The sequence below is a fragment of the Streptomyces pactum genome, assembly GCF_016031615.1.
Lineage (GTDB): Bacteria > Actinomycetota > Actinomycetes > Streptomycetales > Streptomycetaceae > Streptomyces > Streptomyces pactus.
Window position 1 is genome coordinate 3,690,695 of sequence record NZ_JACYXC010000001.1, and the last position, 22,983, is coordinate 3,713,677.

General features: G+C 72.5%; 20 protein-coding genes. 11 read left to right on the forward strand and 9 right to left on the reverse strand.

Annotation, left to right across the window (positions count from 1 at the left end; all coding sequences use genetic code 11):
- The first annotated feature begins 213 nt into the window (after positions 1-213).
- The 6 genes from murJ (at position 214) to trxA (ending at position 7,533) form a co-directional block, all read left to right on the forward strand.
- Positions 214-2,334 (forward strand): murein biosynthesis integral membrane protein MurJ, encoded by a 2,121-nt coding sequence (gene murJ / locus IHE55_RS14620; RefSeq protein ID WP_372442677.1) that lies wholly within the window; start codon positions 214-216, stop codon positions 2,332-2,334.
- Between the two features lie 112 nt (positions 2,335-2,446).
- Positions 2,447-4,180 carry a protein kinase family protein gene (locus IHE55_RS14625; RefSeq protein ID WP_197989429.1) on the forward strand — a complete coding sequence of 578 codons (1,734 nt, stop codon included), beginning with the start codon at positions 2,447-2,449 and terminating at the stop codon, positions 4,178-4,180.
- Positions 4,181-4,209: 29 nt separating this feature from the next.
- A complete protein-coding gene (gene sigM, locus IHE55_RS14630) occupies positions 4,210-4,899 on the forward strand; it encodes an RNA polymerase sigma factor SigM (protein WP_197989430.1) in 690 nt (229 codons plus the stop codon).
- The gene (locus IHE55_RS14635) at positions 4,896-6,032 is read left to right on the forward strand and encodes an RsmA family anti-sigma factor (protein ID WP_197989431.1); all 1,137 of its coding nucleotides are present in this window, start codon (positions 4,896-4,898) and stop codon (positions 6,030-6,032) included. The genes sigM and IHE55_RS14635 overlap by 4 nt, the downstream gene beginning before the upstream one ends.
- A 180-nt stretch (positions 6,033-6,212) precedes the next feature.
- A complete protein-coding gene (gene trxB / locus IHE55_RS14640; RefSeq protein WP_197989432.1) occupies positions 6,213-7,163 on the forward strand; it encodes a thioredoxin-disulfide reductase in 951 nt (316 codons plus the stop codon).
- A gap of 43 nt (positions 7,164-7,206) precedes the next feature.
- A complete protein-coding gene (gene trxA / locus IHE55_RS14645; protein ID WP_197989433.1) occupies positions 7,207-7,533 on the forward strand; it encodes a thioredoxin in 327 nt (108 codons plus the stop codon).
- A 127-nt stretch (positions 7,534-7,660) separates the two neighbouring features.
- On the opposite strand, the gene IHE55_RS14650 is transcribed toward trxA, so the two are convergent.
- From IHE55_RS14650 to rpmH, 9 genes are all read right to left on the reverse strand, one after another.
- Positions 7,661-8,278 carry a GNAT family N-acetyltransferase gene (locus IHE55_RS14650; protein WP_197989434.1) on the reverse strand — a complete coding sequence of 206 codons (618 nt, stop codon included), beginning with the start codon at positions 8,276-8,278 and terminating at the stop codon, positions 7,661-7,663.
- 173 nt (positions 8,279-8,451) lie between these two features.
- Positions 8,452-9,588 (reverse strand): ParB/RepB/Spo0J family partition protein, encoded by a 1,137-nt coding sequence (locus IHE55_RS14655; protein ID WP_197989435.1) that lies wholly within the window; start codon positions 9,586-9,588, stop codon positions 8,452-8,454.
- On the reverse strand, positions 9,585-10,700 hold the full coding sequence (locus tag IHE55_RS14660) for a ParA family protein (protein WP_197989436.1): 1,116 nt from the start codon (positions 10,698-10,700) through the stop codon (positions 9,585-9,587). The genes IHE55_RS14655 and IHE55_RS14660 overlap by 4 nt, the downstream gene beginning before the upstream one ends.
- 470 nt (positions 10,701-11,170) lie before the next feature.
- Entirely contained in the window at positions 11,171-11,887 is a 717-nt protein-coding gene (gene rsmG, locus IHE55_RS14665) for a 16S rRNA (guanine(527)-N(7))-methyltransferase RsmG (RefSeq protein WP_197989437.1), read from the reverse strand.
- A gap of 130 nt (positions 11,888-12,017) precedes the next feature.
- Positions 12,018-12,527, reverse strand: coding sequence for a Jag family protein (locus IHE55_RS14670; RefSeq protein ID WP_197989438.1), 510 nt, complete (start codon positions 12,525-12,527; stop codon positions 12,018-12,020).
- 14 nt (positions 12,528-12,541) lie between these two features.
- Positions 12,542-13,684 (reverse strand): membrane protein insertase YidC, encoded by a 1,143-nt coding sequence (yidC, locus tag IHE55_RS14675; protein WP_197989439.1) that lies wholly within the window; start codon positions 13,682-13,684, stop codon positions 12,542-12,544.
- Positions 13,685-13,687: 3 nt separating this feature from the next.
- Entirely contained in the window at positions 13,688-14,005 is a 318-nt protein-coding gene (yidD, locus tag IHE55_RS14680; protein WP_197989440.1) for a membrane protein insertion efficiency factor YidD, read from the reverse strand.
- Positions 14,002-14,394, reverse strand: a complete 393-nt coding sequence (gene rnpA, locus IHE55_RS14685) for a ribonuclease P protein component (RefSeq protein WP_197989441.1) — start codon at positions 14,392-14,394, stop codon at positions 14,002-14,004. Before rnpA ends, yidD begins: the two co-directional genes overlap by 4 nt.
- Positions 14,395-14,412: 18 nt before the next feature.
- A complete protein-coding gene (gene rpmH / locus IHE55_RS14690; protein WP_125638610.1) occupies positions 14,413-14,550 on the reverse strand; it encodes a 50S ribosomal protein L34 in 138 nt (45 codons plus the stop codon).
- Positions 14,551-15,119: 569 nt separating this feature from the next.
- Here rpmH and dnaA point away from each other — a divergent pair.
- The 5 genes from dnaA (at position 15,120) to IHE55_RS14715 (ending at position 22,765) form a co-directional block, all read left to right on the forward strand.
- The gene (gene dnaA / locus IHE55_RS14695) at positions 15,120-16,925 is read left to right on the forward strand and encodes a chromosomal replication initiator protein DnaA (RefSeq protein ID WP_372442678.1); all 1,806 of its coding nucleotides are present in this window, start codon (positions 15,120-15,122) and stop codon (positions 16,923-16,925) included.
- A 1,625-nt stretch (positions 16,926-18,550) separates the two neighbouring features.
- Positions 18,551-19,681, forward strand: coding sequence for a DNA polymerase III subunit beta (gene dnaN / locus IHE55_RS14700; RefSeq protein WP_197989443.1), 1,131 nt, complete (start codon positions 18,551-18,553; stop codon positions 19,679-19,681).
- Positions 19,682-20,059: 378 nt separating this feature from the next.
- Entirely contained in the window at positions 20,060-20,935 is an 876-nt protein-coding gene (gene gnd / locus IHE55_RS14705) for a phosphogluconate dehydrogenase (NAD(+)-dependent, decarboxylating) (RefSeq protein WP_197989444.1), read from the forward strand.
- A gap of 130 nt (positions 20,936-21,065) precedes the next feature.
- On the forward strand, positions 21,066-22,196 hold the full coding sequence (gene recF, locus IHE55_RS14710; protein ID WP_197989445.1) for a DNA replication/repair protein RecF: 1,131 nt from the start codon (positions 21,066-21,068) through the stop codon (positions 22,194-22,196).
- The gene (locus tag IHE55_RS14715; RefSeq protein WP_232265567.1) at positions 22,193-22,765 is read left to right on the forward strand and encodes a DciA family protein; all 573 of its coding nucleotides are present in this window, start codon (positions 22,193-22,195) and stop codon (positions 22,763-22,765) included. The genes recF and IHE55_RS14715 overlap by 4 nt, the downstream gene beginning before the upstream one ends.
- The last annotated feature ends 218 nt before the right edge of the window (positions 22,766-22,983 follow it).

Below are 22,983 nucleotides of genomic sequence, written 5' to 3' on the forward strand. Positions count from 1 at the left end.
CCACGACCCGCTGACCGACGCGCTGTACGACCGGTCCGCCCATCCCCCGGCGCACGACGCCTACCGGACGGACACCCCCTCTACCAGCAGCCGCCGGCCCCCCGAACGGCCCCGACCCCCGGGTGTGGGCCCCCGCCGCCCGCGCCCGAGCCGGACGGCGCCTCCCGGCACCTGCCCTACGGGGACGACCCGGCCGCCACCCAGTACTTCGGCGTGGACGACCTGCTCGGCCGGTCCTCCGACGGCCACCGGCCCCCGGCCGAGCACGACGCCTTCGCCCACCTCTACCGCGACCAGCAATACCCGCAGCAGGGGCACCAGCAGCCCTACGGCCAGGAGCAGTACCCCCAGCAGTACGGTCAGCAGTACGGCCTGCCCGCGTACGGGCAGCCGGAGTACGCCCAGCCCGACCACGGGCAGCCGGAGTACGCCCCCGTCCCCTACGACGCCCCCCCACGGCCCGGCCCCGCACCAGCAGCCGTACCCCGGCCCGGACCAGCAGCAGCACTACCAGGACCAGTACCCGCCGCAGCAGCAGTACCCGGCCGAGCAGCCACAGCAGGCTCCCCGGGCCGCTGCCCCCGGACGGCGGGCCCGGCCGCGCCTCCGGGCCCGCCCTCTCCCCCACAGCACCCCCCCACGGCACCCCCCATGAACGACCCGTCCCCGTCCGCCCCGCCGGGGCGCAGGCGCACCGGCCGCGCCGCCAGCGTGCTCCAGTCCAGCGCGCTGATGGCCGCCGGTACGCTCGTCTCCCGGCTCACCGGCTTCGTCCGCCAGATGGTGATCATCGCGGCGCTCGGGGCGGCGGTCCTCGGTGACGCCTACACCGTCGCCTACGCACTGCCCACCATGGTCTACTTCCTGACCATCGGCGGCGGCCTGAACTCCGTCTTCGTCCCCCAGCTGGTCCGGGCGATGAAGGAGGATTCGGACGGCGGCGTCGCCTTCGCCAACCGGCTGCTCACCCTGACCATGGTGGTCCTGGGCGTGCTGGTGGCCCTCACCTACTTCGCCGCCCCGCTGCTGATCCGGATGCTCTCCCCCGAACTGGCGGGCGACGAGGCGTCCAACGAGGTCGCCGTCACCTTCGCCCGCTACTGCCTGCCGTGCATCTTCTTCATGGGCATCCACGTGGTCGTCGGCCAGATCCTCAACGCCCGCGGCCGGTTCGGCGCCATGATGTGGACCCCGGTCCTCAACAACATCGTCATCATCACCACGTTCGGCCTGTTCATCTACGTCTTCGGCAGCTCCGGCAAGTCGAACATGGACGTCACGACCATCACCCCCGAGGGCATCCGGCTGCTGGGCATCGGCACCCTGCTGGGACTGGCCGTGCAGGCGCTGGCGATGTTCCCCTACCTGCGGGCGTCCGGCTTCCGCTTCCGGCCCCGCTTCGACTGGCGCGGCCACGGCCTGGGCAAGGCCGCCAAGCTCGCCAAGTGGACCGTGCTGTTCGTCCTCGCCAACCAGGCCGGCGCGGTGGTGGTCACCCAGCTCGCCACCTCCGCCGGCGCCGAGGCCGACAACAAGGGCTTCCCCGGCACCGGCTACATCGGCTACACCAGCGCCCAGCTCATCTGGGGCATGCCGCAGGCGATCATCACGGTCTCGGTGATGGCCGCGCTGCTGCCCCGGCTCTCCCGCGCCGCCCACGACGGCGACGCCGGCGCGGTCCGCGACGACATCTCCCAGGGCCTGCGGACCTCCGCGGTGGCCATGGTGCCGGTCGCCTTCGGCTTCGTGGCCCTGGGCATCCCCATGTGCACCCTGCTCTTCGGCGCCTCCGGCACCGAGGCCGCGCAGTCCATGGGCTACATCCTGATGGCCTTCGGCCTCGGCCTGATCCCGTACTCCGTGCAGTACGTGGTGCTCCGCGGCTTCTACGCCTACGAGGACACCCGGACGCCGTTCTACAACACGGTGATCGTCGCCGCGGTCAACGCGGCCGTCTCCGCGCTGTGCTACCTGGTGCTGCCGGCCCGCTGGGTCGTGGTGGGCATGGCCGCCGCCTACGGCCTCGCCTACGCCATCGGCGTCGGCGTGGCCTGGCAGCGGCTGCGCACCCGGCTCGGCGGAGACCTCGACGGCCGCCGGGTGGTGCGCACCTACACCCGTCTGGCGGGTGCCAGCGTGCCGGCCGCACTGCTGGGCGGCGGCACCGCCTACGTCATCACCGGCGCCCTGGGGAACGGCATCGCCGGCTCGCTGGCGGCCCTCATCGGTGGCGGTGTGGTGCTGCTCGGCGTCTTCTTCCTCGCCGCCAAACGGATGCGGATCGAGGAGCTGACCGCCATGGTTGGTATGGTCCGCGGACGTCTCGGCAGGTGAGCGGGGGACAACCATCAGCGGTCGCCGCGTGTCGTGCACAGCAGCGGACTGCGGGCACAATTGTCTTGGCTTCAGCCAGGGCGACGGACGGATGGGGAGGCAGGGAGCGACGGTGGCGGAACGGAGCACGGCTGCCGTCGACGTGGCCGGCAACGACGGCGCAAAGCCGTCGGCCGCCGATGCGGAGCAGGCCACGACCGACGGGGCGGGGACCGGGAACACGGCCCGCGAGGACAAGGACTCGGCACGCCCCGAGTCCACCGCGACCAAGGCCGATCCGCCGGAACTGCACAGCGGCCACAAACTCGCCAGACGCTACCGGCTGGAGGAATGCGTCACCCGTCTGGACGGCTTCAGCAGCTGGCGCGCGGTGGACGAGAAGCTGCGCCGGGCGGTGGGCATCCACGTCCTGCCCGCCGACCACCCGCGGGCCCGGCCGGTGCTCGCGGCGGCCCGCTCGGCCGCGCTCCTCGGCGACCCCCGCTTCGTCCAGGTGCTGGACGCCGTGGAGGAGAACGACCTCGTCTACGTCGTCCACGAGTGGCTGCCCGACGCCACCGAACTCGCCGCCGTGCTCGCCGCCGGCCCGCTGGAGCCGCACGACGCCTACCAGCTCGTCAGCCAGGTCTCCCAGGCCATGGCCGCGGCCCACCGCGAGGGGCTGGCCCACCTCCGCCTCAACCCCGGCTCCGTGCTGCGCACCGAGTCCGGTCAGTACCGCATCCGCGGCCTGGCCGTGATGGCCGCGCTCCGCGGGGTCACCGCCGACAAGCCGCAGCGCGCCGACACCGAGGCGATCGGCGCCCTGCTGTACGCCGCCCTCACCCAGCGCTGGCCCTACGACTCCGACGCCTACGGCCTGCCGGGCCTGCCCGAGGGGGTCGGCCTGCTCCCGCCGGACCAGGTGCGGGCCGGGGTCCACCGCGGCCTGTCGGACCTGGCGATGCGGGCCCTGGTCAACGACGGCGCCACCGCCTCCCGGCAGGAGCCCCCGTGCACCACCCCGGAGGAGCTGGCCAAGGCGGTCTCCGCCATGCCCCGCATCCGGCCGCCGGAGCCCGCGTTCGCCCCGCCGGAGGTCTTCCAGCCCGGCGGCTACCGGGCCAACGGGTACGCCGGACCGCCCGGCCGCCCCGGCCCGGTGGCACCCGCGGCGGTCCCGCCGCCGCCCCCGCTGCAGAGCCGCACCGGCAGGGCCCTGAAGTGGGCCGTCTCCGCGCTGCTCATCGCCGCCCTCGGACTGGGCAGCTGGCAACTGGCCGACACCCTCCTGAAGGAGGAGAACCGCTCCGGCAGCTCCAGCGACACCGAGCGGCAGGGCGACGGCAAGCGGCCGAAGAAGCAGGCCGGCAAGCCCATCGCCGTCACCGACGCCGCGGAGTACGCCCCGGACGGGGAACCGCAGAACGCCGACCAGGTCCCGCTCACCCACGACGGGAACCCGTCCACCATCTGGCGCACCAAGGGCTACGTGGACGGACCGGAGTTCGCCCCCAGCATCAAGCGGGGCGTGGGCATCGTCTACGACCTCGGCAGCGAGCGCCGGATCACCGGCGCCGAGATCAGCCTGCTCTACCCGGGCACCCGGGAGACCTACACCCGGCTCGCGCTCTACGCGACGGACTCGCTGCGCCCGGTGGGTTCCTCCCTCGACCCGGTCGGCGGGTTCACCGAACTCCTCAAGCCCACCTCCACCACCGCCACCACGGCCAAGCTCACGGTGGACAGCAAGGTCAAGACCCGCTACGTCCTCGTCTGGCTCACCGCGCTCCCCGAGTCACCCCCCGAGCAGTACTACGCGAGGCCCTACAAGCAGGCCATCACCGACGTGAAGTTCACCGGCTGAGCCGGCCTGGGGCGGGGAGGGGCGCGACGGTGGACGACGGTTCGGTGGCCGGGGCGAGCGACGCCGATCTCCTCGCCCGGCACGTCGACGGCGACCCCGACGCCTTCGCGGAGATCGTCCGGCGCCACCGGGACCGGCTGTGGGCGGTGGCGCTGCGCACCCTGGGGGACCGGGAGGAGGCCGCCGACGCGGTCCAGGACGCCCTGGTCTCCGCCTACCGGGCGGCGCACACCTTCCGCGGCCGGTCGGCCGTCACCACCTGGCTGCACCGGATCACCGTCAACGCCTGCCTGGACCGGGCCCGCAAGACCGCCTCCCGCCGCACCTCCCCGGTCGCCGACACCGAGCGGCTGGAGCAGCTCCTGGACCCCCACGAGTCCGCCGAGGCCCCCGCCGAGCGGGACGAGCTGCACCGGCAGCTGATCGAGGCACTGCATGCCCTCCCGCCGGAGCAGCGGGCCGCCCTGGTGCTGGTGGACATGCAGGGTTACCCGGTGGCCGAGGCGGCCCGGATGCTGGGGGTGCCCACCGGCACCGTGAAGAGCCGGTGCGCCCGGGGCCGGGCCCGGCTGCTGCCCCTGCTGTCGCATCTCCACCCCACCGGCGGGGATAACGTGCCGCCGGGCCGGGGAAGGAACCGGACGCAGGGGACATCCGTCCCACCGGCGGCAGGGCCGAACGACGCAGATGCCGTGAAGGGCGGAGGTGGCAGGGCGTGACACCCACGACCGGCTCGGACGAGCATCCGGAGGTCGCGGAGATCTCCGCGCTCACCGAGGGTCTCCTCCCCACGGACCAGGAGGACGCCGTCCGCCGCCACCTCGACGGCTGCGCGCTCTGCGACGACGTACGGACCTCCCTCGACGAGATCCGCTCGCTGCTCGGCACCCTCCCCGGTCCGGCCCGGATGCCGGACGACGTCGCCCGGCGGATCGACGCCGCACTGGCCGCCGAGGCCCTGCTGGACGCCACCGCCCCGGCCGGCCCTGCGGACACCTCCCCCGAGGACTCCGCCCCCGGTGGGTCCGGAGTCCCGGTTCCCGGAACCGCGTCGGCCTCCACCGACCGGCCCGAGGACCCCGCCGCGGGCGAGGGGGACCCACGACCGGCGGACACCCCCGGCGCCCGTCGGTCGCGTGTTTCACGTGAAACACCGCTCCCCGGTGCCACCGGGTCCGCCGCCCCCGGTTCCCCGAAGACCGGTCCCACCGCGGTCCCCGCCGCCGGCCGCCCGGCCGCCCCGCACGGCGACCGGCCCGCGGGACGCCCCCGCGCCGCCGCCGGCCCGGGGCGGAAGCCCGCCCGCCGCGGCGGTGGACGCGGCGGCGCCCGCCGCTGGCCGAGGGTGCTGCTCTCCACGGCCTGCGCCGCGGCCGTCATCGGCGTCGGCACCCTGCTGGTCCGGACCTCCGGGACCGGCGACGACACCGCCGGGGAGACCCGGAGCGCGGCGGCCCCCACCGACCGGACAGCCGGCACGCTCGGCGGCGACGGCCTCACGGACCGGGTGCACTCGCTGCTGGCGGCCGGTCCCGCCGGCACCGGAGAGAAGACCCCCGGCGAGCGGGGCGCCCCCGAGGCCACCGGGGAGCGACCCCTGGCCAGCACACCGCTGCGAGCGCCGCAGGAGGACCGGGTGCCCCCCTGCGTCCAGGCCGGGACCGGACGCCCGGAAACCCCGATCGCCGCGGAGCCGGACGTGTACCAGGGCACCCCCGTCTACCTGGTCGTCCTGCCGCACCCCTCGGACAGCTCGCTCGTCGACGCCTTCGTGATCGACTCCTCGTGCACCACCGCGAGCCCGCCGGCCGCCGGGAAGCAGCTGCTCGCCCGTACCGTCGCACGCCCCTGAACGGCCGGCCGGGACCCGCCCGGGGCGGCCGGCACCCGCCCCGGGAACGGTGCCCGGCGCCGGTCCGCACCCCCCGCCACGCCGGGCGCACCCCGCCCCGGGAATGCCCGGCCCGTAGGATCCGTTGGGTGGGATGAGCCTCCCCAACCGTCACCGCCCGCAGAGACAAGGAAGACATCAGTGAGCGACGTCCGCAACGTGATCATCATCGGTTCCGGGCCCGCGGGCTACACCGCCGCGCTCTACACGGCCCGCGCCGCCCTGAAGCCCCTGGTCTTCGAAGGCTCCGTGACGGCTGGTGGTGCGCTGATGAACACCACCGACGTGGAGAACTTCCCCGGCTTCCGTGACGGCATCATGGGCCCGGACCTCATGGACAACATGCGGGCCCAGGCCGAGCGCTTCGGTGCCGAGCTGATCCCGGACGACGTCGTCGCGGTGGACCTCTCGGAGGAGATCAAGACCGTCACCGACTCCGCCGGCACCGTCCACAAGGCGAAGGCCGTGATCGTGACCACCGGCTCCCAGCACCGCAAGCTGGGCCTGCCCCGGGAGGACGAGCTGTCCGGCCGCGGCGTCTCCTGGTGCGCCACCTGCGACGGCTTCTTCTTCAAGGACCAGGACATCGCCGTGATCGGCGGCGGTGACACCGCCATGGAGGAGGCGACCTTCCTGTCGCGGTTCGCCAAGTCGGTCACCATCGTCCACCGCCGCGACTCGCTGCGGGCGAGCAAGGCCATGCAGGAGCGGGCCTTCGCCGACCCGAAGATCTCGTTCATCTGGGACAGCGAGGTCGCCGAGATCCACGGTGACGGGAAGCTCTCCGCCCTGACCCTGCGGAACGTGCGCTCGGGGGAGACCTCCGAGCTGCCGGTGACCGGTCTGTTCATCGCGATCGGCCACGACCCGCGCACCGAGCTGTTCAAGGGCCAGCTCGACCTCGACGACGAGGGCTACCTGAAGGTCGAGGCCCCGTCCACCCGCACCAACATCACCGGCGTCTTCGCCGCGGGTGATGTGGTGGACCACACCTACCGTCAGGCGATCACCGCTGCCGGCACCGGCTGCTCCGCGGCGCTGGACGCCGAGCGGTACCTGGCCGCCCTCGCCGACGGCGAGAGCGCCGCCTGACCCTGCCCCTCCCCCTGCCCCTCAACGGATGAAGGAGACTGCCATGGCCGGTGCCACGGTGACCGTGACGGACGCCAACTTCGAGGAGACCGTCCTCAAGAGCGACAAGCCGGTGCTCGTCGATTTCTGGGCCGCCTGGTGCGGTCCGTGCCGCCAGATCGCCCCCTCGCTGGAGGCGATCGCGGCCGAGCACGACGAGATCGTGATCGCCAAGCTCAACATCGACGAGAACCCGGGGACCGCCGCCAAGTACGGCGTGATGTCGATCCCGACCCTCAACGTCTACAAGGGCGGAGAGGTCGTGAAGACCATCGTCGGTGCCAAGCCGAAGGCCGCCATCGAGCGCGACCTGGCCGACTTCCTCGCCTGAGACGGCCGCGCGGCCGTCCGGAGGGCCCACCGCCCTTCACCGGTTTCACGTGAAACGGGCCCGCCCCCTCCCGGGGGCGGGCCCGTCGCCGTCCGGGCTCCCTCTCCTCGCCGCCCGGCGGCCGGGGTCACAGCGGACGGAGAGCCGGCTCCTTCTGGACCGCGCCGAGCAGCCGGTCCAGCGCCAGCTCCACGTCCTCCTTCCAGGACAGGGTGGACCGCAGCTCCAGCCGCAGCCGCGGAAACCGGGGATGGGGACGTACGGTCTTGAAACCCACCGCGAGGAGATGATCCGCGGGCAGCACACACGCCGGTTCCGTCCAGCCGGCGTCCCCGAACGCCTCGATCGCCTTGAACCCCCGCCGCAGAAGATCCTTCGCCACCGTCTGCACGATCACCCGGCCCAGCCCCTGGCCCTGATACCCGGGCAGCAGCCACGCGGTCATCAGCTGCACCGCGTCCGCCGCCACCGGACTGGTGGGGAAGGCCGTGGACCGCGGCACATACGCCGGGGGAGCGTAGAGCACGAAGCCCACCGGCACCTCGTCCACATAGACCACCCGCCCGCAGGAGCCCCACTCCAGCAGCACCGCGGAGATCCAGGCCTCCTTCTCCAGCTCCGGCCGCCCGGCCCGCACGGCCGCCTCACCACTGACCGGGTCGAGTTCCCAGAAGACACACGAACGGCAGCGCTTGGGGATGTCCGGAAGGTTGTCCAGCGTCAGCGGTGCGAGTCGGCGCCCCATACAGCCAGTTCCTTACTCTCTCACCAGCCGTGCCGCGGTGGCTGATGCGTCGGTCTGATCGCATGCTATCGGCGCGCCCGACACCCCGACAGCGACCCGGAGAGGCCTTGGGGAAAGAGAAAGGGTGATGCTCCGGCCTCTGGAACACCACCCGAATCCCACCGGCAGGCCGGCTACTCCCCGGCCTCGGCCCCGTCCTCCGCCGCCTCCTCGGAGAGCCGCTGCTCCAGCACCGGCTTCTCACCCGGCGCCAGCGTGCCCAGGATCCGCTCCAGATCCTCCATCGAGGCGAACTCGACGACGATCTTTCCCTTCTTCTGCCCGAGGTCGACCTTCACCCTGGTCTCGAAGCGGTCGGAGAGCCGCGTCGCCAGCTCGGACAGCGCCGGGGAGACCCGGGCACCGGCCCGCGGACCCCGCGCCTTGGGCACACCGTTCGACCGCGACCCCATCAGGGTCACGATCTCCTCCACCGCCCGCACCGATAGCCCCTCGGCGACGATGCGGTGCGCCAGACGGTCCTGCTCCTCGGGGTCCTCCACCGACAGCAGAGCGCGCGCATGGCCGGCCGAGAGTACACCGGCCGCCACCCGCCGCTGCACCGAGGCCGACAGCTTCAGCAGCCGCAGCGTGTTCGACACCTGGGGACGCGACCGGCCGATCCGGTCCGCCAGCTCGTCATGGGTGCAGTTGAAGTCCTTCAGCAACTGGTCGTAGGCCGCGGCCTCCTCCAGCGGGTTGAGCTGCGCCCGGTGCAGGTTCTCCAGCAGCGCGTCGAGCAGCAGCTGCTCGTCCTCGGTGGTCCGGACGATGGACGGGATGCGCTCCAGCCCTGCCTCCCGGCACGCCCGCAGCCGCCGCTCACCCATGATCAGCTCATAGCGCTCCGGACCGACCTGCCGGACCACCACCGGCTGGAGCAGACCCACCTCCTGGATGGAGGTCACCAGTTCGGCGAGCGCGTCCTCGTCGAACACCTTCCGCGGCTGCCGCGGGTTGGGGGTGATCGAGTCCAGCGGCAGCTCGGCGAAGTGCGCCCCGGACGGCGACTCGGGGACGGCCACCGCCACCGGAGCGGCCACCTCCTCCGGCTCCGGCGCGGCCGGCTCCGTTTCACGTGAAACACCGTTCCCCGGCAGCGCCGTCACCCGGGCCGCGGCCACCCCGCGCTCCGGGGTGAAGATCGGCACCGCGGACGGCGAGGTGGCACCCCCCGAGGTCACGGTGGGACCCGAGCCGTCCGCCCCGTTCGGGGCAGGCGGGATCAGCGCTCCCAGCCCCCGGCCCAGTCCTCTCCGTCGCTCGCTCACCGGTTACCCTCCTGCATGCTGTGCTGGTTGTTCCCCGGCAGCGCATGAGCGTGCCGGCCGTCGTACCGCACCCCGACACCGCGGAGCGCGATCTCCCGGGCCGCCTCCAGATAGGAGAGCGAACCGCTGGAGCTCGGGTCATAGGTGAGGACCGTCTGCCCGTAGCTGGGTGCCTCGGAGATGCGCACCGACCGGGGGATGCTGGTCCGCAGCACCTCGCTGCCGAAGTGGCTGCGCACCTCGTCCGCCACCTGCGACGCGAGCCGGGTCCGGCCGTCGTACATGGTCAGCAGGATGGTGGAGACATGAAGCCGGGGGTTGAGGTGGCCCCGCACCAGGTCCACATTGCGCAGCAGCTGCCCCAGGCCCTCCAGCGCGTAGTACTCGCACTGGATGGGGATGAGCACCTCGGCGCCGGCCACCAGCGCGTTCACGGTGAGCAGTCCGAGGGAGGGCGGGCAGTCGATCAGGATGTAGTCCAGCGGCTGCTCGTACGCCTGGATGGCCCGTTGCAGCCGGCTCTCCCGCGCGACCAGCGAGACCAGCTCGATCTCCGCACCGGCGAGATCGATGGTGGCCGGGGCGCAGAACAGCCCCTCCACGTCCTGGACCGGCTGAACGATGTCGGCGAGCGGCTTGCTGTCCACCAGCACGTCGTAGACCGACGGCACCTCGGCGTGGTGGTCGATCCCCAGCGCGGTCGAGGCGTTCCCCTGCGGGTCGAGGTCGATCACCAGCACCCGGCTGCCGTGCAGCGCCAGCGACGCGGCGAGGTTGACCGTGGTGGTGGTCTTGCCCACCCCGCCCTTCTGGTTGGCGACCACGATCACCCGGGTCTGCTCCGGTCGCGGCAGCCCGCCACCGGAGCGCACCGCGGCCTGGGCCCCGGCCTGCGGCGCTCCGTCGGCGGGGGTGGTGTCGTCCATCGGAGGTGGCGTCTCGCTCCGGCCCTCCGGCCCGAAAGCGGTGGGCATGGAGGCGGACACGTCCTCCCCCGGCGATTCGGTGCGGGGGCCGGGGACCGGATCGGTCATCGGCCCCGCGATATTGGCGTCGGACCGCAAGGATTCACTCTCCTCGACATCAGGCTCGCGATGAACAGAGCCTGCCATGCTTTCGGGGTCGTGAACCAGCGAGGCCCGTTCTCCTGTGGATGAATCCAGGTGCGGGCGGGGTCGGGGGTCGCGCGGAGCGGCAGCCGCACGACCTCGGCTGATGATTCCATGCAGCAGAGAACGGCGTTTCACGTGAAACACGATGCACGCGCATCCTCGGACCGCCGTGGCGACACTCCGAAATGTGTAGTTTTGACAGCTTGTATGGAGCACTGTCCCGGCACGGAGAGGGCTGTTTTTCCCGTCGGAACACTCCCGTGCGCGGCTGGGCGCCCCAACCGGAACCCGCCCGTACCGACCCGCCCGGGTGTTCCGGCATCCCGGCCGGAGACAACCACCGCACCCCTTCCAGCAGGCGAAGATCCACGGCCCCGCCGGGCGGGGAGGCCGGGGCCCATCGGGCGGAACCGGTAGCCGGGGAGGCTCCGAACGGCGACGCTCCCGCCTTTCCGGCGGATCCGCGCCGGTCAGCGGCTCCGGCGCCCGGTCCCCTTCCGCGCCGCCTTGGCCCGCTTGGCCGCGAACCGCACACCGCCCGGGCTCTCGCCCACCTCCACCCGGACGACGGTGGACAGCGGATCGACGATGCCCTCACCGACGTGGAGCACCGAGCACTCCACCGCACCCAGCTTGCCGAGGGCCGACCGCGCCTGCTTCAGCTCCTCCTCCGCGGTGTCACCCTTGAGCGCCAGCATCTCGCCGTACGGCCGCAGCAGCGGCACTCCCCACCCGGCCAGCCGGTCCAGCGGCGCCACCGCCCGGGCCGTCACCACATGCACCGGCGGCAGCTTCCCCAGGACCTCCTCGGCCCGGCCGCGCACCACCGTCACATGATCCAGCCCCAGCAGCTCGACCACCTCCCGGAGGAAGTTGGTCCGCCGCAGCAGCGGCTCCAGCAGCGTGATCCGCAGATCGGGCCGGGTCAGGGCCAGCGGGATACCGGGCAGCCCGGCACCGGAACCCACATCGCACACCGTGACGCCCTCGGGGACCACCTCGGAGAGCACCGCGCAGTTGAGCAGGTGCCGCTCCCACAGCCGCGGCACCTCACGGGGCCCGATCAGCCCCCGGGTCACGCCGACGTCGGCGAGGAGTTCGCCGTACCGAACGGCCTCCGGGAAGCGCTCGCCGAATACGTCCTCCGCCACCTCCGGCGCCGGGGGTAGCTCCGCTGCTTCCGTCACGAGAACCGTCCTTCCGTACCACGCACGAAATCTGAAGATGTCAGGCTGACAAGATACGGCCCCGCCTGCGAACAGACGGGGCCGTTGGGAAGACCACCGCCGGGCCGGCCGGCCCGGCGGTCCCACCCGATCAGGCGGGGAGCACCACGACGCGGCGGTTGGGCTCCTCACCCTCGGACTCGCTGCGGAGCCCGGCGGCGGCGACGGCGTCGTGGACGACCTTGCGCTCGAAGGGGGTCATCGGCTTGAGCTTCACCGGCTCGCCGGTCTCCTTCACCTCTTCCACCGCCTTGGCACCGAGCTCGGTCAGCTCCTCCCGCTTCCGCGCCCGGAACCCGGCGATGTCCAGCATCAGCCGGCTGCGGTCCCCGGTCTCCCGGTGCACCGCGAGCCGGGTCAGCTCCTGGAGCGCCTCCAGCACCTCACCGTCGCGGCCCACCAGCTTCTGCAGGTCGCGGCTGGTGGAGTCGCTGATGATGGACACTGCGGCGCGGTCGGCCTCGACGTCCATGTCGATGTCGCCGTCGAGGTCCGCGATATCCAGCAGCCCCTCCAGGTAGTCGGCCGCGATCTCACCCTCCTGCTCAAGGCGGGTCAGGGTGTCGCCCGCCTCTGCGGCCGGCGTGGTGCCTTCCGTCACGGATGGACTCCTTCTTACTTCTTCGACGGGTGCTTGGGCCGCTGCTGGCCCTTGCGCTGCCCGGACTTGGCGTTACGGGAGCCACCGGCCGGCTTGCCGCCCTGTGCCCCCTTCTTCTTCGGGTCCTTCTCCAGCGACGGCTTGTCACCGGAGCCGGCGTCCTCCTTGCCCACGGCGGTGGAGCCGGACTGCGCCCGCGACCTGGCCTGCGGCTGGGCCGGCGGCACGGCCGCCTGGCGCTTGGACTTGGGCTGCCGCTTGGGCTGCTGCCGGTTGGCGCGCGCGGCCTCGACGGCCTTCTTCGCCTCGACCTCGGCGGAGCTCTCCACCAGCTTGCCCTTGGCCCGCAGCCGCTCCTGGCGGTTCTTGAAGGCGACGCTGCCCGGGGTGGGGTTCCGGCGGATGATGAACATCTGCTGGCCCATGGTCCAGACGTTGGTGGTCAGCCAGTAGACCAGCACACCGACCGGGAAGTTGATGCCGAAGACGGCGAACATGATCGGGAAGACGTACATCAGCACCTTCTGCTGCTGCATGAAGGGCGTCTTCACGGTCAGGTCGACGTTCTTGGTCATCAGCTGGCGCTGCGTGAAGAACTGCGAGGCCGACATCAGCACGATCATGGTGATCGTGACGATCCGCACGTCGGTGAGCGTGGCACCGAGCGACTCGACCTTCTCCGCGCTGGACATGAACTTCACGGCCAGCGGAGCGCCGAAGATGTGCGCCTCACGGGCGCTCTCCACCAGGTCGCGGTCGAGGACGCCGACCGTGTGGTTGTTGGAGATCTTGTTGAGGACCTGGTACAGCGCGAGGAAGAACGGCGACTGGGCGAGAATCGGAAGGCAGCTGGAGAGCGGGTTGGTCCCGGTCTCCTTGTACAGCTTCATCATCTCTTCCGACTGGCGCTGCCGGTCGGACTTGTAGCGCTCCTGAATCGCCTTGATCTTCGGCTGCAGCGCCTGCATGTTCCGCGTCGCCTTGATCTGCTTCACGAAGAGCGGGATCAGGCAGATGCGGATCAGCACCACCAGCGAAACGATGGACAGACCCCACGCCCAGCCACTGTCCTTGTCGAAGAAGAGGCTGTAGAACGAGTGGAACTGGACGATGATCCAGGAAACTGCGTCATAAAGAGGACCGAGGATCGTGTCCACGAATCAGACTCCTTGGGCATTGGGCTGAGTCTCGGGCTGTGCGGCGGGCGGCGCAGCGGCCTTCCCGCCGAGGCGGCTCCTCAGCCGCTGGTGCCAGACCGGACGCTTCCGGGGTGGGACATGATCGACGCCACCGGCCGACCACGGGTTGCAGCGCAGGATGCGCCAGGCGGTCAGCGCCGTCCCTTTCACCGCGCCGTGCACGTTGATGGCGGTGTAGCCGTAGTGCGAGCACGACGGGTAGTACTTGCAGACCGGTCCCAGCAGCGGGCTGATGGTCCACTGGTACAGCTTGATCAGCCAGAGCAGCGGGTACTTCAACGCGGCACCGTCCCCTCACCCTCGGCAGGGGCACCCAGCAGACGCCGCAGTGCGGCGTCGAGGTCACGGGCCAGCTGTTCGTGGTCCGCCGTACCGGCGCCGGGCAGCGCCCTCACGACCACCAGGCTACCCGCGGGCAGCCGGTCGAGCCGGTCGCGTATCAGGTGCCGGAGCCGGCGCTTGACGAGGTTGCGGACCACGGCGCCACCGACCGCCTTGCTGACGACGAAACCCGCACGCACCGGGAGAGCACTCTCCCCAGGTGCGTGCGGGTCCGTTGCACCGCTACGAAGGTGGACGACGAGGAGAGGGCGCCCGGCCCTGCGTCCTCGGCGTACCGCGGTCGCAAAGTCCTCGCGCCGCCTCAGCCGATGCTCGGTAGGCAGCACGTCATGACCTTGTGGCGATCAGGCGGAAAGACGCGCGCGACCCTTGCCACGGCGGGCCGCCAGGATCGCGCGGCCGGCACGGGTGCGCATCCGCAGCCGGAAGCCGTGGGTCTTGGCGCGGCGGCGGTTGTTCGGCTGGAAGGTGCGCTTGCTCACTCGGGGGCTCCAGTAATGACTCGTGTGATGGCGGGACGTCGCCTGGCTGTCACCGTGCGCCCACGAGTAGCTCGCAATACGCCCGAGTGCACCGCTTCTCGACCACTGGGAGCGGTCTTTGCCCATCGGAGGCAGGCGGCAGCAGCCATCGACAACTCGACCTGGTTACGGTACGCGCGGCCGGGGCATCGGGTCAAACCGGTGGCCTTGACGGAGCCGCGCGCCCCCTGCGGCCCGCGCCGGGCCACCGGTGCCGGGCCCTCGCCCGCCGGGCCGGGCGGTCACCGCGGGCGAGGCCCGGGGCCGGGGGCGGCACGGCCCCGCGGGCCCGGACGGCGCGGGCCCGGGAGAACGCGCGGCGTCTTCGCATGGCACATTTGTACACACCCTGTGGACAACGACTTGAACCACACACCGGGGCCTGACTACCGTGGCTGAGCTCCGAATCCTTCCCACCCGTCCGGAGAACCACACATTCGTGGGACCTGTCGGCGTCCCCCACCCCCGTGAGTGAGAGAGCGTGCCCTGTGGCTGACGTACCTGCCGATCTTGCCGCAGTGTGGCCACGCGTGCTCGAACAGCTCCTCGGCGAGGGCCGTGGCCACGGTGTCGAGGCGAAGGACGAGCACTGGATCAAGCGGTGCCAGCCGCTGGCCCTGGTCGCCGACACCGCCCTGCTCGCGGTACCCAACGAGTTCGCCAAGGGCGTGCTGGAAGGCCGGCTGTCCCCGCTGATCAGCGAGACGCTCAGCCGGGAGTGCGGCCGCCCGATCCGGATCGCGATCACCGTCGACGACTCCGCGGGCGAGCCGCCGGCCCCGCAGCAGGGGCACCAGCAGTCCCCCGCCCGCTACGACGAGCGGCAGCACGGCGGCTACGACCGGGACCGCGAGAGCTACGACGGCGGCCGCGACGCGCGGGAGGGGTACGACCGCAAGGGGTACGAGGGCTACGGCCGCCCCGCGGACGACCTCCCCACCGCCCGCCCCGCCTATCCGGACTACCCGCAGCCGCGGCCCGAGCCCGGCGCCTGGCCGCGCGCCCAGGAGGAGTACGGCTGGCAGCAGCCCCGGCTCGGCGGCTTCGCCGACGGCGGCGCCGACCCGTACGCCACCCAGCACGGCCGCCGGCCGTACGAGCAGCAGCGCCGGGAGCCGGACGAGCCGGGCGACCGGCCGCGCGTAGGCCCCGGCGGGCGGTCCGGCGCGGGCGACCACACCCCCCACCGCGGTCCCCAGGGCCCCGGCGCGGTGCCCGGCCGGCCCGGTCCCGGCGGTGCGCCCTCCGGTGCCCCGGGACCGCTGGCCGCGCAGCCCGCGCCGGCCTCGGGCCCGGGCGAGCCGACCGCCCGCCTCAACCCGAAGTACCTCTTCGACACCTTCGTCATCGGTGCCTCGAACCGCTTCGCGCACGCCGCCGCCGTCGCGGTCGCCGAGGCGCCCGCCAAGGCGTACAACCCGCTGTTCATCTACGGCGAGTCCGGCCTGGGGAAGACCCACCTGCTGCACGCCATCGGCCACTACGCGCGCAGCCTGTACCCCGGCACCCGGGTGCGGTACGTGAGCTCCGAGGAGTTCACCAACGAGTTCATCAACTCCATCCGCGACGGCAAGGCGGACGCGTTCCGCAAGCGCTACCGCGACATGGACATCCTGCTCGTGGACGACATCCAGTTCCTGGCCAGCAAGGAGTCCACGCAGGAGGAGTTCTTCCACACCTTCAACACGCTGCACAACGCCAACAAGCAGATCGTGCTCTCCTCGGACCGGCCGCCCAAGCAGCTGGTCACCCTGGAGGACCGGCTCCGCAACCGCTTCGAGTGGGGCCTGATCACCGATGTGCAGCCGCCGGAGCTGGAGACGCGCATCGCGATCCTGCGGAAGAAGGCGGTGCAGGAGCAGCTGAACGCGCCGCCGGAGGTGCTGGAGTTCATCGCCTCCCGGATCTCGCGGAACATCCGTGAGCTGGAGGGCGCCCTCATCCGGGTCACCGCGTTCGCCAGCCTCAACCGGCAGCCGGTCGATCTGGGGCTCACCGAGATCGTGCTGAAGGACCTCATCCCGGGCGGCGAGGACACCGCCCCGGAGATCACCGCCCCCGCGATCATGGCGGCGACGGCCGATTACTTCGGGCACACCGTGGACGACCTGTGCGGCGCCTCGCGCAGCCGGGTGCTGGTCACCGCCCGCCAGATCGCCATGTACCTGTGCCGGGAGCTCACCGACCTCTCGCTGCCGAAGATCGGCGCGCAGTTCGGCGGCCGGGACCACACCACGGTGATGCACGCGGACCGCAAGATCCGCGCGCTGATGGCCGAGCGCCGGTCGATCTACAACCAGGTCACCGAGCTGACCAACCGCATCAAGAACGGCTGACCGGCGCCCCGGCCCGCGGCCGCCGCCATGGCTCCCGTCGTCGTGCCCTCCCGTCGCCGTGCCCCGGAGCGCCCCTGCCCGCGTCGCCCGGACCCTCCGGTCGGCCGCGTCCGCCCGCGGACCGGCCGGAGGCGGCCGGCGGGCCGGTGTGTGCCGCGCGCCCGCGCACCGCTGTCCCGTGCCCTGCTGCTCCTTATGTCCCGCACCCGCCCGCCCGCCGTACGCCGGTGTGCCGTCCCGGGTGTCCGGGCCCGTACGCCGGTGCCCCCGCGCTCAGGTGCCCGTACACCGGTGCCGGCACACCGCTGCCCGCACGGATGCCGGTACGCCGGTGCGCGGCGCGAGCCGTCCGTCGTCACACGGCGTGGCCCCGTACGCCTCGGCGCCGGCCGGCCGTGTCCTGGAGTCTCCGCAACGCACCCCACGACCTCCCCACGCCACCCCGCAGCACCGCCGCGACGCCCTCCGCGGCCTCGCGGCGGTGTCCACAGCGGTGGACAACCCGGCGGCACCGGCGCGCCTTCCGCTCGCCCCCACGGCACAGGCCGGCCCGCCACCCACGCACCGGCCGTCCCGGAACCCACGCACCGGCCGTCCCGGAACCCACCCATCGGCCGACCGGACCCAGGCACTGGGCGTACCGGAGCACCGCCCGGCGGCTCCCCGAGCGGGCCCCGGCTGCCCCGGAGGCACGCCGGAGCAGGCCTCGAACGGTGCCGGAGGCTGCCCGGAAACTGCGTGGAGAACGGCCCACACGGTGTGGACAGCCGCCCGGAGAACGGCCTGCGAGGGGCTCGGTGGGACCTGCGAGGGGCCGGAATGCCGCCGACGGGGCTTCCCGGCCGCCCTTCGGCCCGTACACCGGTCCCGAACAGCCCCTCCGCGGTGTTCGATTTCGCGCCCCGGGAGCCGGGTTCTCCACAGCAAGCGGGAGAGTTGGTCATCCACACCCTGGGGAACCCGGGGTTGTCCCGATCTTGTCCACAGACCCCGTCGGGCGTCGGAGAACCCCGCAGCTCAGGGCCGTGTGGATTTGTGGCTGACGACTGTCCACACCCTGTGGACGACCGAGCTGTCCACACCCCGCCGCCGCCGTTGTCCACCGGCCGCCCACAGCGTCGAGCCGCTTGCCCACAGCTTCTCCACACCGTTGTCCACTGTTCGGCAACGCAACGCGCCCCGTCCCCGGTCCGAGTGAAAGGCGTCACACCGGCAAGCGGGATTGGGCTGTGGGGAACGTGGGTAAACCTGGGGACGCCGCTGGGGAGAACCGGGGCTCCCCTGTGTATGGGGTGTGCAGAACTTTCCCCGATCCACAGCACCCCCTGGTTATCCACCACCGCCGCCCACAGGGCCGGTGGATAAAAAAGCGGCTCTGACCTGCGCAAAGCAGGTTTTCCACGGTTTCCACAGGCCCTACTACTATGACCACGTAGAGAGAGCGCGGAAATCGTTTCGAAGTGGGGCCTGTGCACAACTCGGCGCCGAGCCGCCCCACGGCTCCCGCGCCGACTTGACCGCGAGCCGCTCACTCTGTCGGTGGCGTGCGTCAGACTGGTCTGGCGGCAGTCAGCCGACGACGAAGGCCAGCAAGGCGAGCCAGCAACAGCAGGAGGCGGCTAACGGTGAAGATCCGGGTGGAGCGCGATGTACTCGCGGAGGCAGTGGCCTGGGCGGCCCGCAGCCTTCCGGCCCGTCCGCCGGTGCCGGTTCTCGCCGGCCTGCTGCTGAAGGCCGAGTCGGGTGCGCTGAGCCTGTCCAGCTTCGACTATGAGGTCTCGGCCCGGGTGTCGGTGGAGGCGGACATCGACGAGGAGGGCACCGTCCTGGTGTCCGGCCGGCTGCTCGCCGACATCTGCCGCGCCCTTCCCAACCGCCCGGTGGAAATCGCCACGGACGGTGTGCGGGTCACCGTGCTCTGCGGCACCTCGCGGTTCACCCTGCACACCCTGCCGGTGGAGGAGTACCCGGCGCTGCCGCAGATGCCGGACGCCACCGGGACCGTGCCGGGTGAGGTCTTCGCCGCCGCCGCCGCGCAGGTGGCCATCGCCGCCGGCCGTGACGACACCCTGCCGGTGCTGACCGGTGTGCGGATCGAGATCGAGGGCGACACCGTCACCCTGGCCTCCACCGACCGCTACCGGTTCGCTGTCCGCGAGTTCCTGTGGAAGCCGGAGACCCCGGACATCTCCGCCGTCGCGCTGGTGCCCGCCAAGACGCTGCTGGACACGGCCAAGTCGCTGACCAGCGGTGACACCGTCGCGCTGGCGCTCTCCGGGTCGGGCGCGGGCGAGGGGCTGATCGGTTTCGAGGGCGCCGGCCGCCGGACCACCACCCGGCTGCTCGAAGGCGACCTGCCGAAGTACCGGACGCTGTTCCCCACCGAGTTCAACTCCGTCGCGGTGATCGAGACGGCGCCGTTCGTCGAGGCGGTCAAGCGCGTGGCCCTGGTGGCCGAGCGGAACACCCCGGTCCGGCTCACCTTCGAGCAGGGCGTGCTCATCCTGGAGGCCGGGTCGAGCGACGACGCACAGGCTGTGGAGCGGGTGGACGCCCAGTTGGAGGGCGACGACATCTCCATCGCCTTCAACCCGACCTTCCTGCTCGACGGGCTGAGCGCCATCGACGCGCCGGTCGCCCAGCTGTCGTTCACCACCTCCACCAAGCCGGCGCTGCTCAGCGGGCGGCCGGCGGTGGACGCCGAGGCCGACGAGTCGTACAAGTACCTGATCATGCCGGTGCGGCTGTCCGGCTGAGCCGGCCGCCACGGCCGCGGGCCCCGGTCCCCCCGGGGCCTGGCCGTACCACCGGCTCGCCGGTGCCGCCGGCCGGCGCCGGACCGCCGAGCCGGCCGGACCCCGGCCCCGCGGTCGGGCCGGCCACGGATCCGCCGTTCGCGAACCGGCCGTTCGCGAGCCCCCGTGCGGACGGCGGCCGTCGGGCCCGGGCGAGCGTGGTCCGTGCGGTGTCCGGGCGACCGGCGCCGCGCGGCGCGCTCCGCATGAATGCGCAGGCCGGCCCGTTCCGCCCCGTTGAGCGGCTGTGCCCACGGATGTGCGGGGGCGGTCGGGCGTAGGCTCGGACATCCGGTACGCGCACGACAGCGCGAGGACTACGTCACGAAGGATCACCTGATGGAGCTCGGTCTCGTCGGTCTCGGCAAGATGGGCGGCAACATGCGCGAGCGCATCCGCCGCGCCGGCCACACCGTCATCGGATACGACCGCAACCCCGACCTCGCCGATGTCCACAGCCTGGAGGAGCTGGTCAACGGCCTCACCGGTCCTCGGGTGGTGTGGGTCATGGTCCCGGCCGGGGCGGCGACCCAGTCCACCATCGACGAGCTCGGCGAGCTGCTGTCGCCCGGCGACGTCGTGGTGGACGGCGGCAACTCCCGCTGGACCGACGACGAGAAGCACGCCGAGCAGCTGGCGGCCAAGGGCATCGGCTTCGTGGACTGCGGCGTCTCCGGTGGCGTGTGGGGTCTGGAGAACGGCTACGCGCTGATGTACGGCGGTGACGCCGAGGACGTGGCGAAGGTGCAGCCGATCTTCGACGCCCTCAAGCCGGAGGGCGAGTTCGGCTCGGTCCACGCGGGCAAGGTGGGCGCCGGCCACTTCGCGAAGATGGTCCACAACGGCATCGAGTACGCGATGATGCAGGCGTTCGCCGAGGGCTGGGAGCTGCTGGAGGCGGTGGACTCGGTCACCGACGTCCGCGAGGTGTTCCGCTCCTGGCAGGAGGGCACGGTCATCCGCTCCTGGCTGCTCGACCTGGCGGTCCGCGCCCTCGACGACGACGAGCACCTGGAGAAGCTGCGCGGCTACGCCGCCGACTCCGGCGAGGGCCGGTGGACGGTGGAGGCCGCGATCGACAACGCGGTGCCGCTGCCCGCCATCACCGCCTCCCTCTTCGCGCGCTTCGCGTCCCGGCAGGACGACTCCCCGCAGATGAAGATGATCGCCGCGCTGCGCAACCAGTTCGGTGGTCACGCGGTGGAGAACAAGTAACCGGACACGCCGCGGCGGCCGGCCGGGACGCCGGCGCCACGGCGCCGGCGGGCGGCACCGCGCAGCACCGCACGCCGGGGGAGGTTGCAAACGCCACCCAGGCCCGCAGGGCCGTGGGGGAGGGAACACCGTGCACGTCTCACATCTGTCACTCGCCGACTTCCGCTCGTACGCCCGGGCGGAGGTCCCGCTGGACCCGGGCGTGACCGCGTTCGTCGGGCCCAACGGCCAGGGCAAGACCAACCTGGTGGAAGCGGTCGGCTACCTGTCCACGCTGGGCAGTCACCGGGTCTCCGCCGACGCGCCGCTGGTGCGCCTGGGGGCCGAGCGGGCGGTGCTGCGGGCGTCGGTGGTGCACGGCGAGCGGCAGCAGCTGATCGAGCTGGAGCTCAACCCGGGCCGGGCCAACCGGGCGCGGCTGAACCGTTCCTCGCAGGTCAGGCCGCGGGACGTACTGGGCATCCTGCCGACGGTGCTGTTCGCGCCGGAGGACCTGGCGCTGGTCAAGGGCGACCCCGGTGAGCGGCGCCGGTTCCTCGACGAGCTGGTCACCGCCCGCGCCCCGCGGCTGGCGGGCGTCCGCTCCGACTACGACCGGGTGCTCAAGCAGCGCAACACCCTGCTGAAGTCGGCCGCCATGGCGCGGCGGCACGGCGGCCGCTCGCTGGACCTGTCCACGCTCGACGTGTGGGACCAGCACCTGGCGCGGGCCGGCGCCGAACTCCTGGCCCACCGGCTGGACCTGATCACCGTGCTCCAGCCGCTGGCCGACAAGGCGTACGAACAGCTGGCGCCGGGTGGCGGGCCGGTGCACTTCGAGTACCGCGCCTCCGCCCGCCCCGAGCCGCTGCCGGCCGGTGGCCGGGAGGAGCTGTACGGGGTGCTGCTGGAGGCGCTGGGCGAGGTGCGCAAGCAGGAGATCGAGCGCGGCGTGACCCTGGTCGGGCCGCACCGGGACGACCTGGTGCTGCGGCTCGGGGAGTTGCCGGCCAAGGGGTACGCCAGCCACGGCGAGTCCTGGAGCTATGCGCTGGCGCTGCGGCTGGGCGCGTACGAGCTGCTGCGCGCGGAGTCCACCGAGCCGGTGCTGATGCTGGACGACGTGTTCGCCGAACTCGACGCGCGGCGGCGGGAGCGGCTGGCGGAGCTGGTGGCGCCGGGGGAGCAGGTGCTGGTGACGGCGGCGGTGGACGAGGACGTGCCGGCGGTGCTGCGCGGGGCGCGGTTCGCGGTCACGGAGGGCACGGTCGAGCGGGTATGAGCGAGTGGCCGGTGAACAAAGGGGCCGGGCGGCCGGGAGCGGCGCCGACCGGTGGCGGTCCGGCGGGTCCGGCGCCCTCCGGTGTGGACCTGGCGCGGGTGGCGCTGCGGGCCGCCCGGGAGCAGGCGCGGGCGCGGGGCGCCGCCGCGCAGGCGAAGAAGCAGGCGCGGCGCGGCGGGCTGCGGTCCGGGGCGCGGGCCGACGGGCGGGACCCGCTGCCGCTGGGTGCGGCGATCAACCGGCTGATCACCGAGCGGGGCTGGGAGACCCCGGCCGCGGTGGGCGGGGTGATGGGCCGGTGGCCGCAGCTGGTGGGGCCGGAGGTGGCCCAGCACTGCGCTCCGCAGCGGTACGACGAGGAGGCGCGGGTGCTGACGGTGCAGTGCGACTCCACGGTGTGGGCGACGCAGCTGCGGCTGCTGGCGCCGCAGCTGGTGGCGCGGCTCAACCAGGATCTGGGGCAGGGCACGGTGCGGCTGATCAAGGTGCTGGGGCCGGGCGGTCCGGCGCGCCGGTACGGCCCGCTGCGGGCGCCGGGGAGCACCGGGTACGGCGACACCTACGGCTGATGCGGGCCGCCCGGCGGCCGGAGCCGCGGGGTGCCGCCGTACTCGCACATCTGATCGCATGGGTATGCGGGGCGGGGGTGCGGGAGTGAGCCCGGTCACGGTAGCCGGCGGTTGACAGCCGGAAGCGCTGAGTGCCGGTGTGAGCCTCCTGAAGCCCTGGTCCAGATATGGGGAGTCGGTGGAGGGCGGTTCAGGGCGGCACATGCGTACTCAGGCGC

What these genes read in the sequence shown, in the direction of transcription:
- trxA (WP_197989433.1), top strand. Translation starts at nt 7,207, where the DNA reads ATGGCCGGTGCCACGGTGACCGTGACGGACGCCAACTTCGAGGAGACC.
- IHE55_RS14650 (WP_197989434.1), bottom strand. Translation starts at nt 8,278, where the DNA reads ATGGGGCGCCGACTCGCACCGCTGACGCTGGACAACCTTCCGGACATC.
- IHE55_RS14660 (WP_197989436.1), bottom strand. Translation starts at nt 10,700, where the DNA reads ATGGCAGGCTCTGTTCATCGCGAGCCTGATGTCGAGGAGAGTGAATCC.
- gnd (WP_197989444.1), top strand. Translation starts at nt 20,060, where the DNA reads ATGGAGCTCGGTCTCGTCGGTCTCGGCAAGATGGGCGGCAACATGCGC.
- IHE55_RS14715 (WP_232265567.1), top strand. Translation starts at nt 22,193, where the DNA reads ATGAGCGAGTGGCCGGTGAACAAAGGGGCCGGGCGGCCGGGAGCGGCG.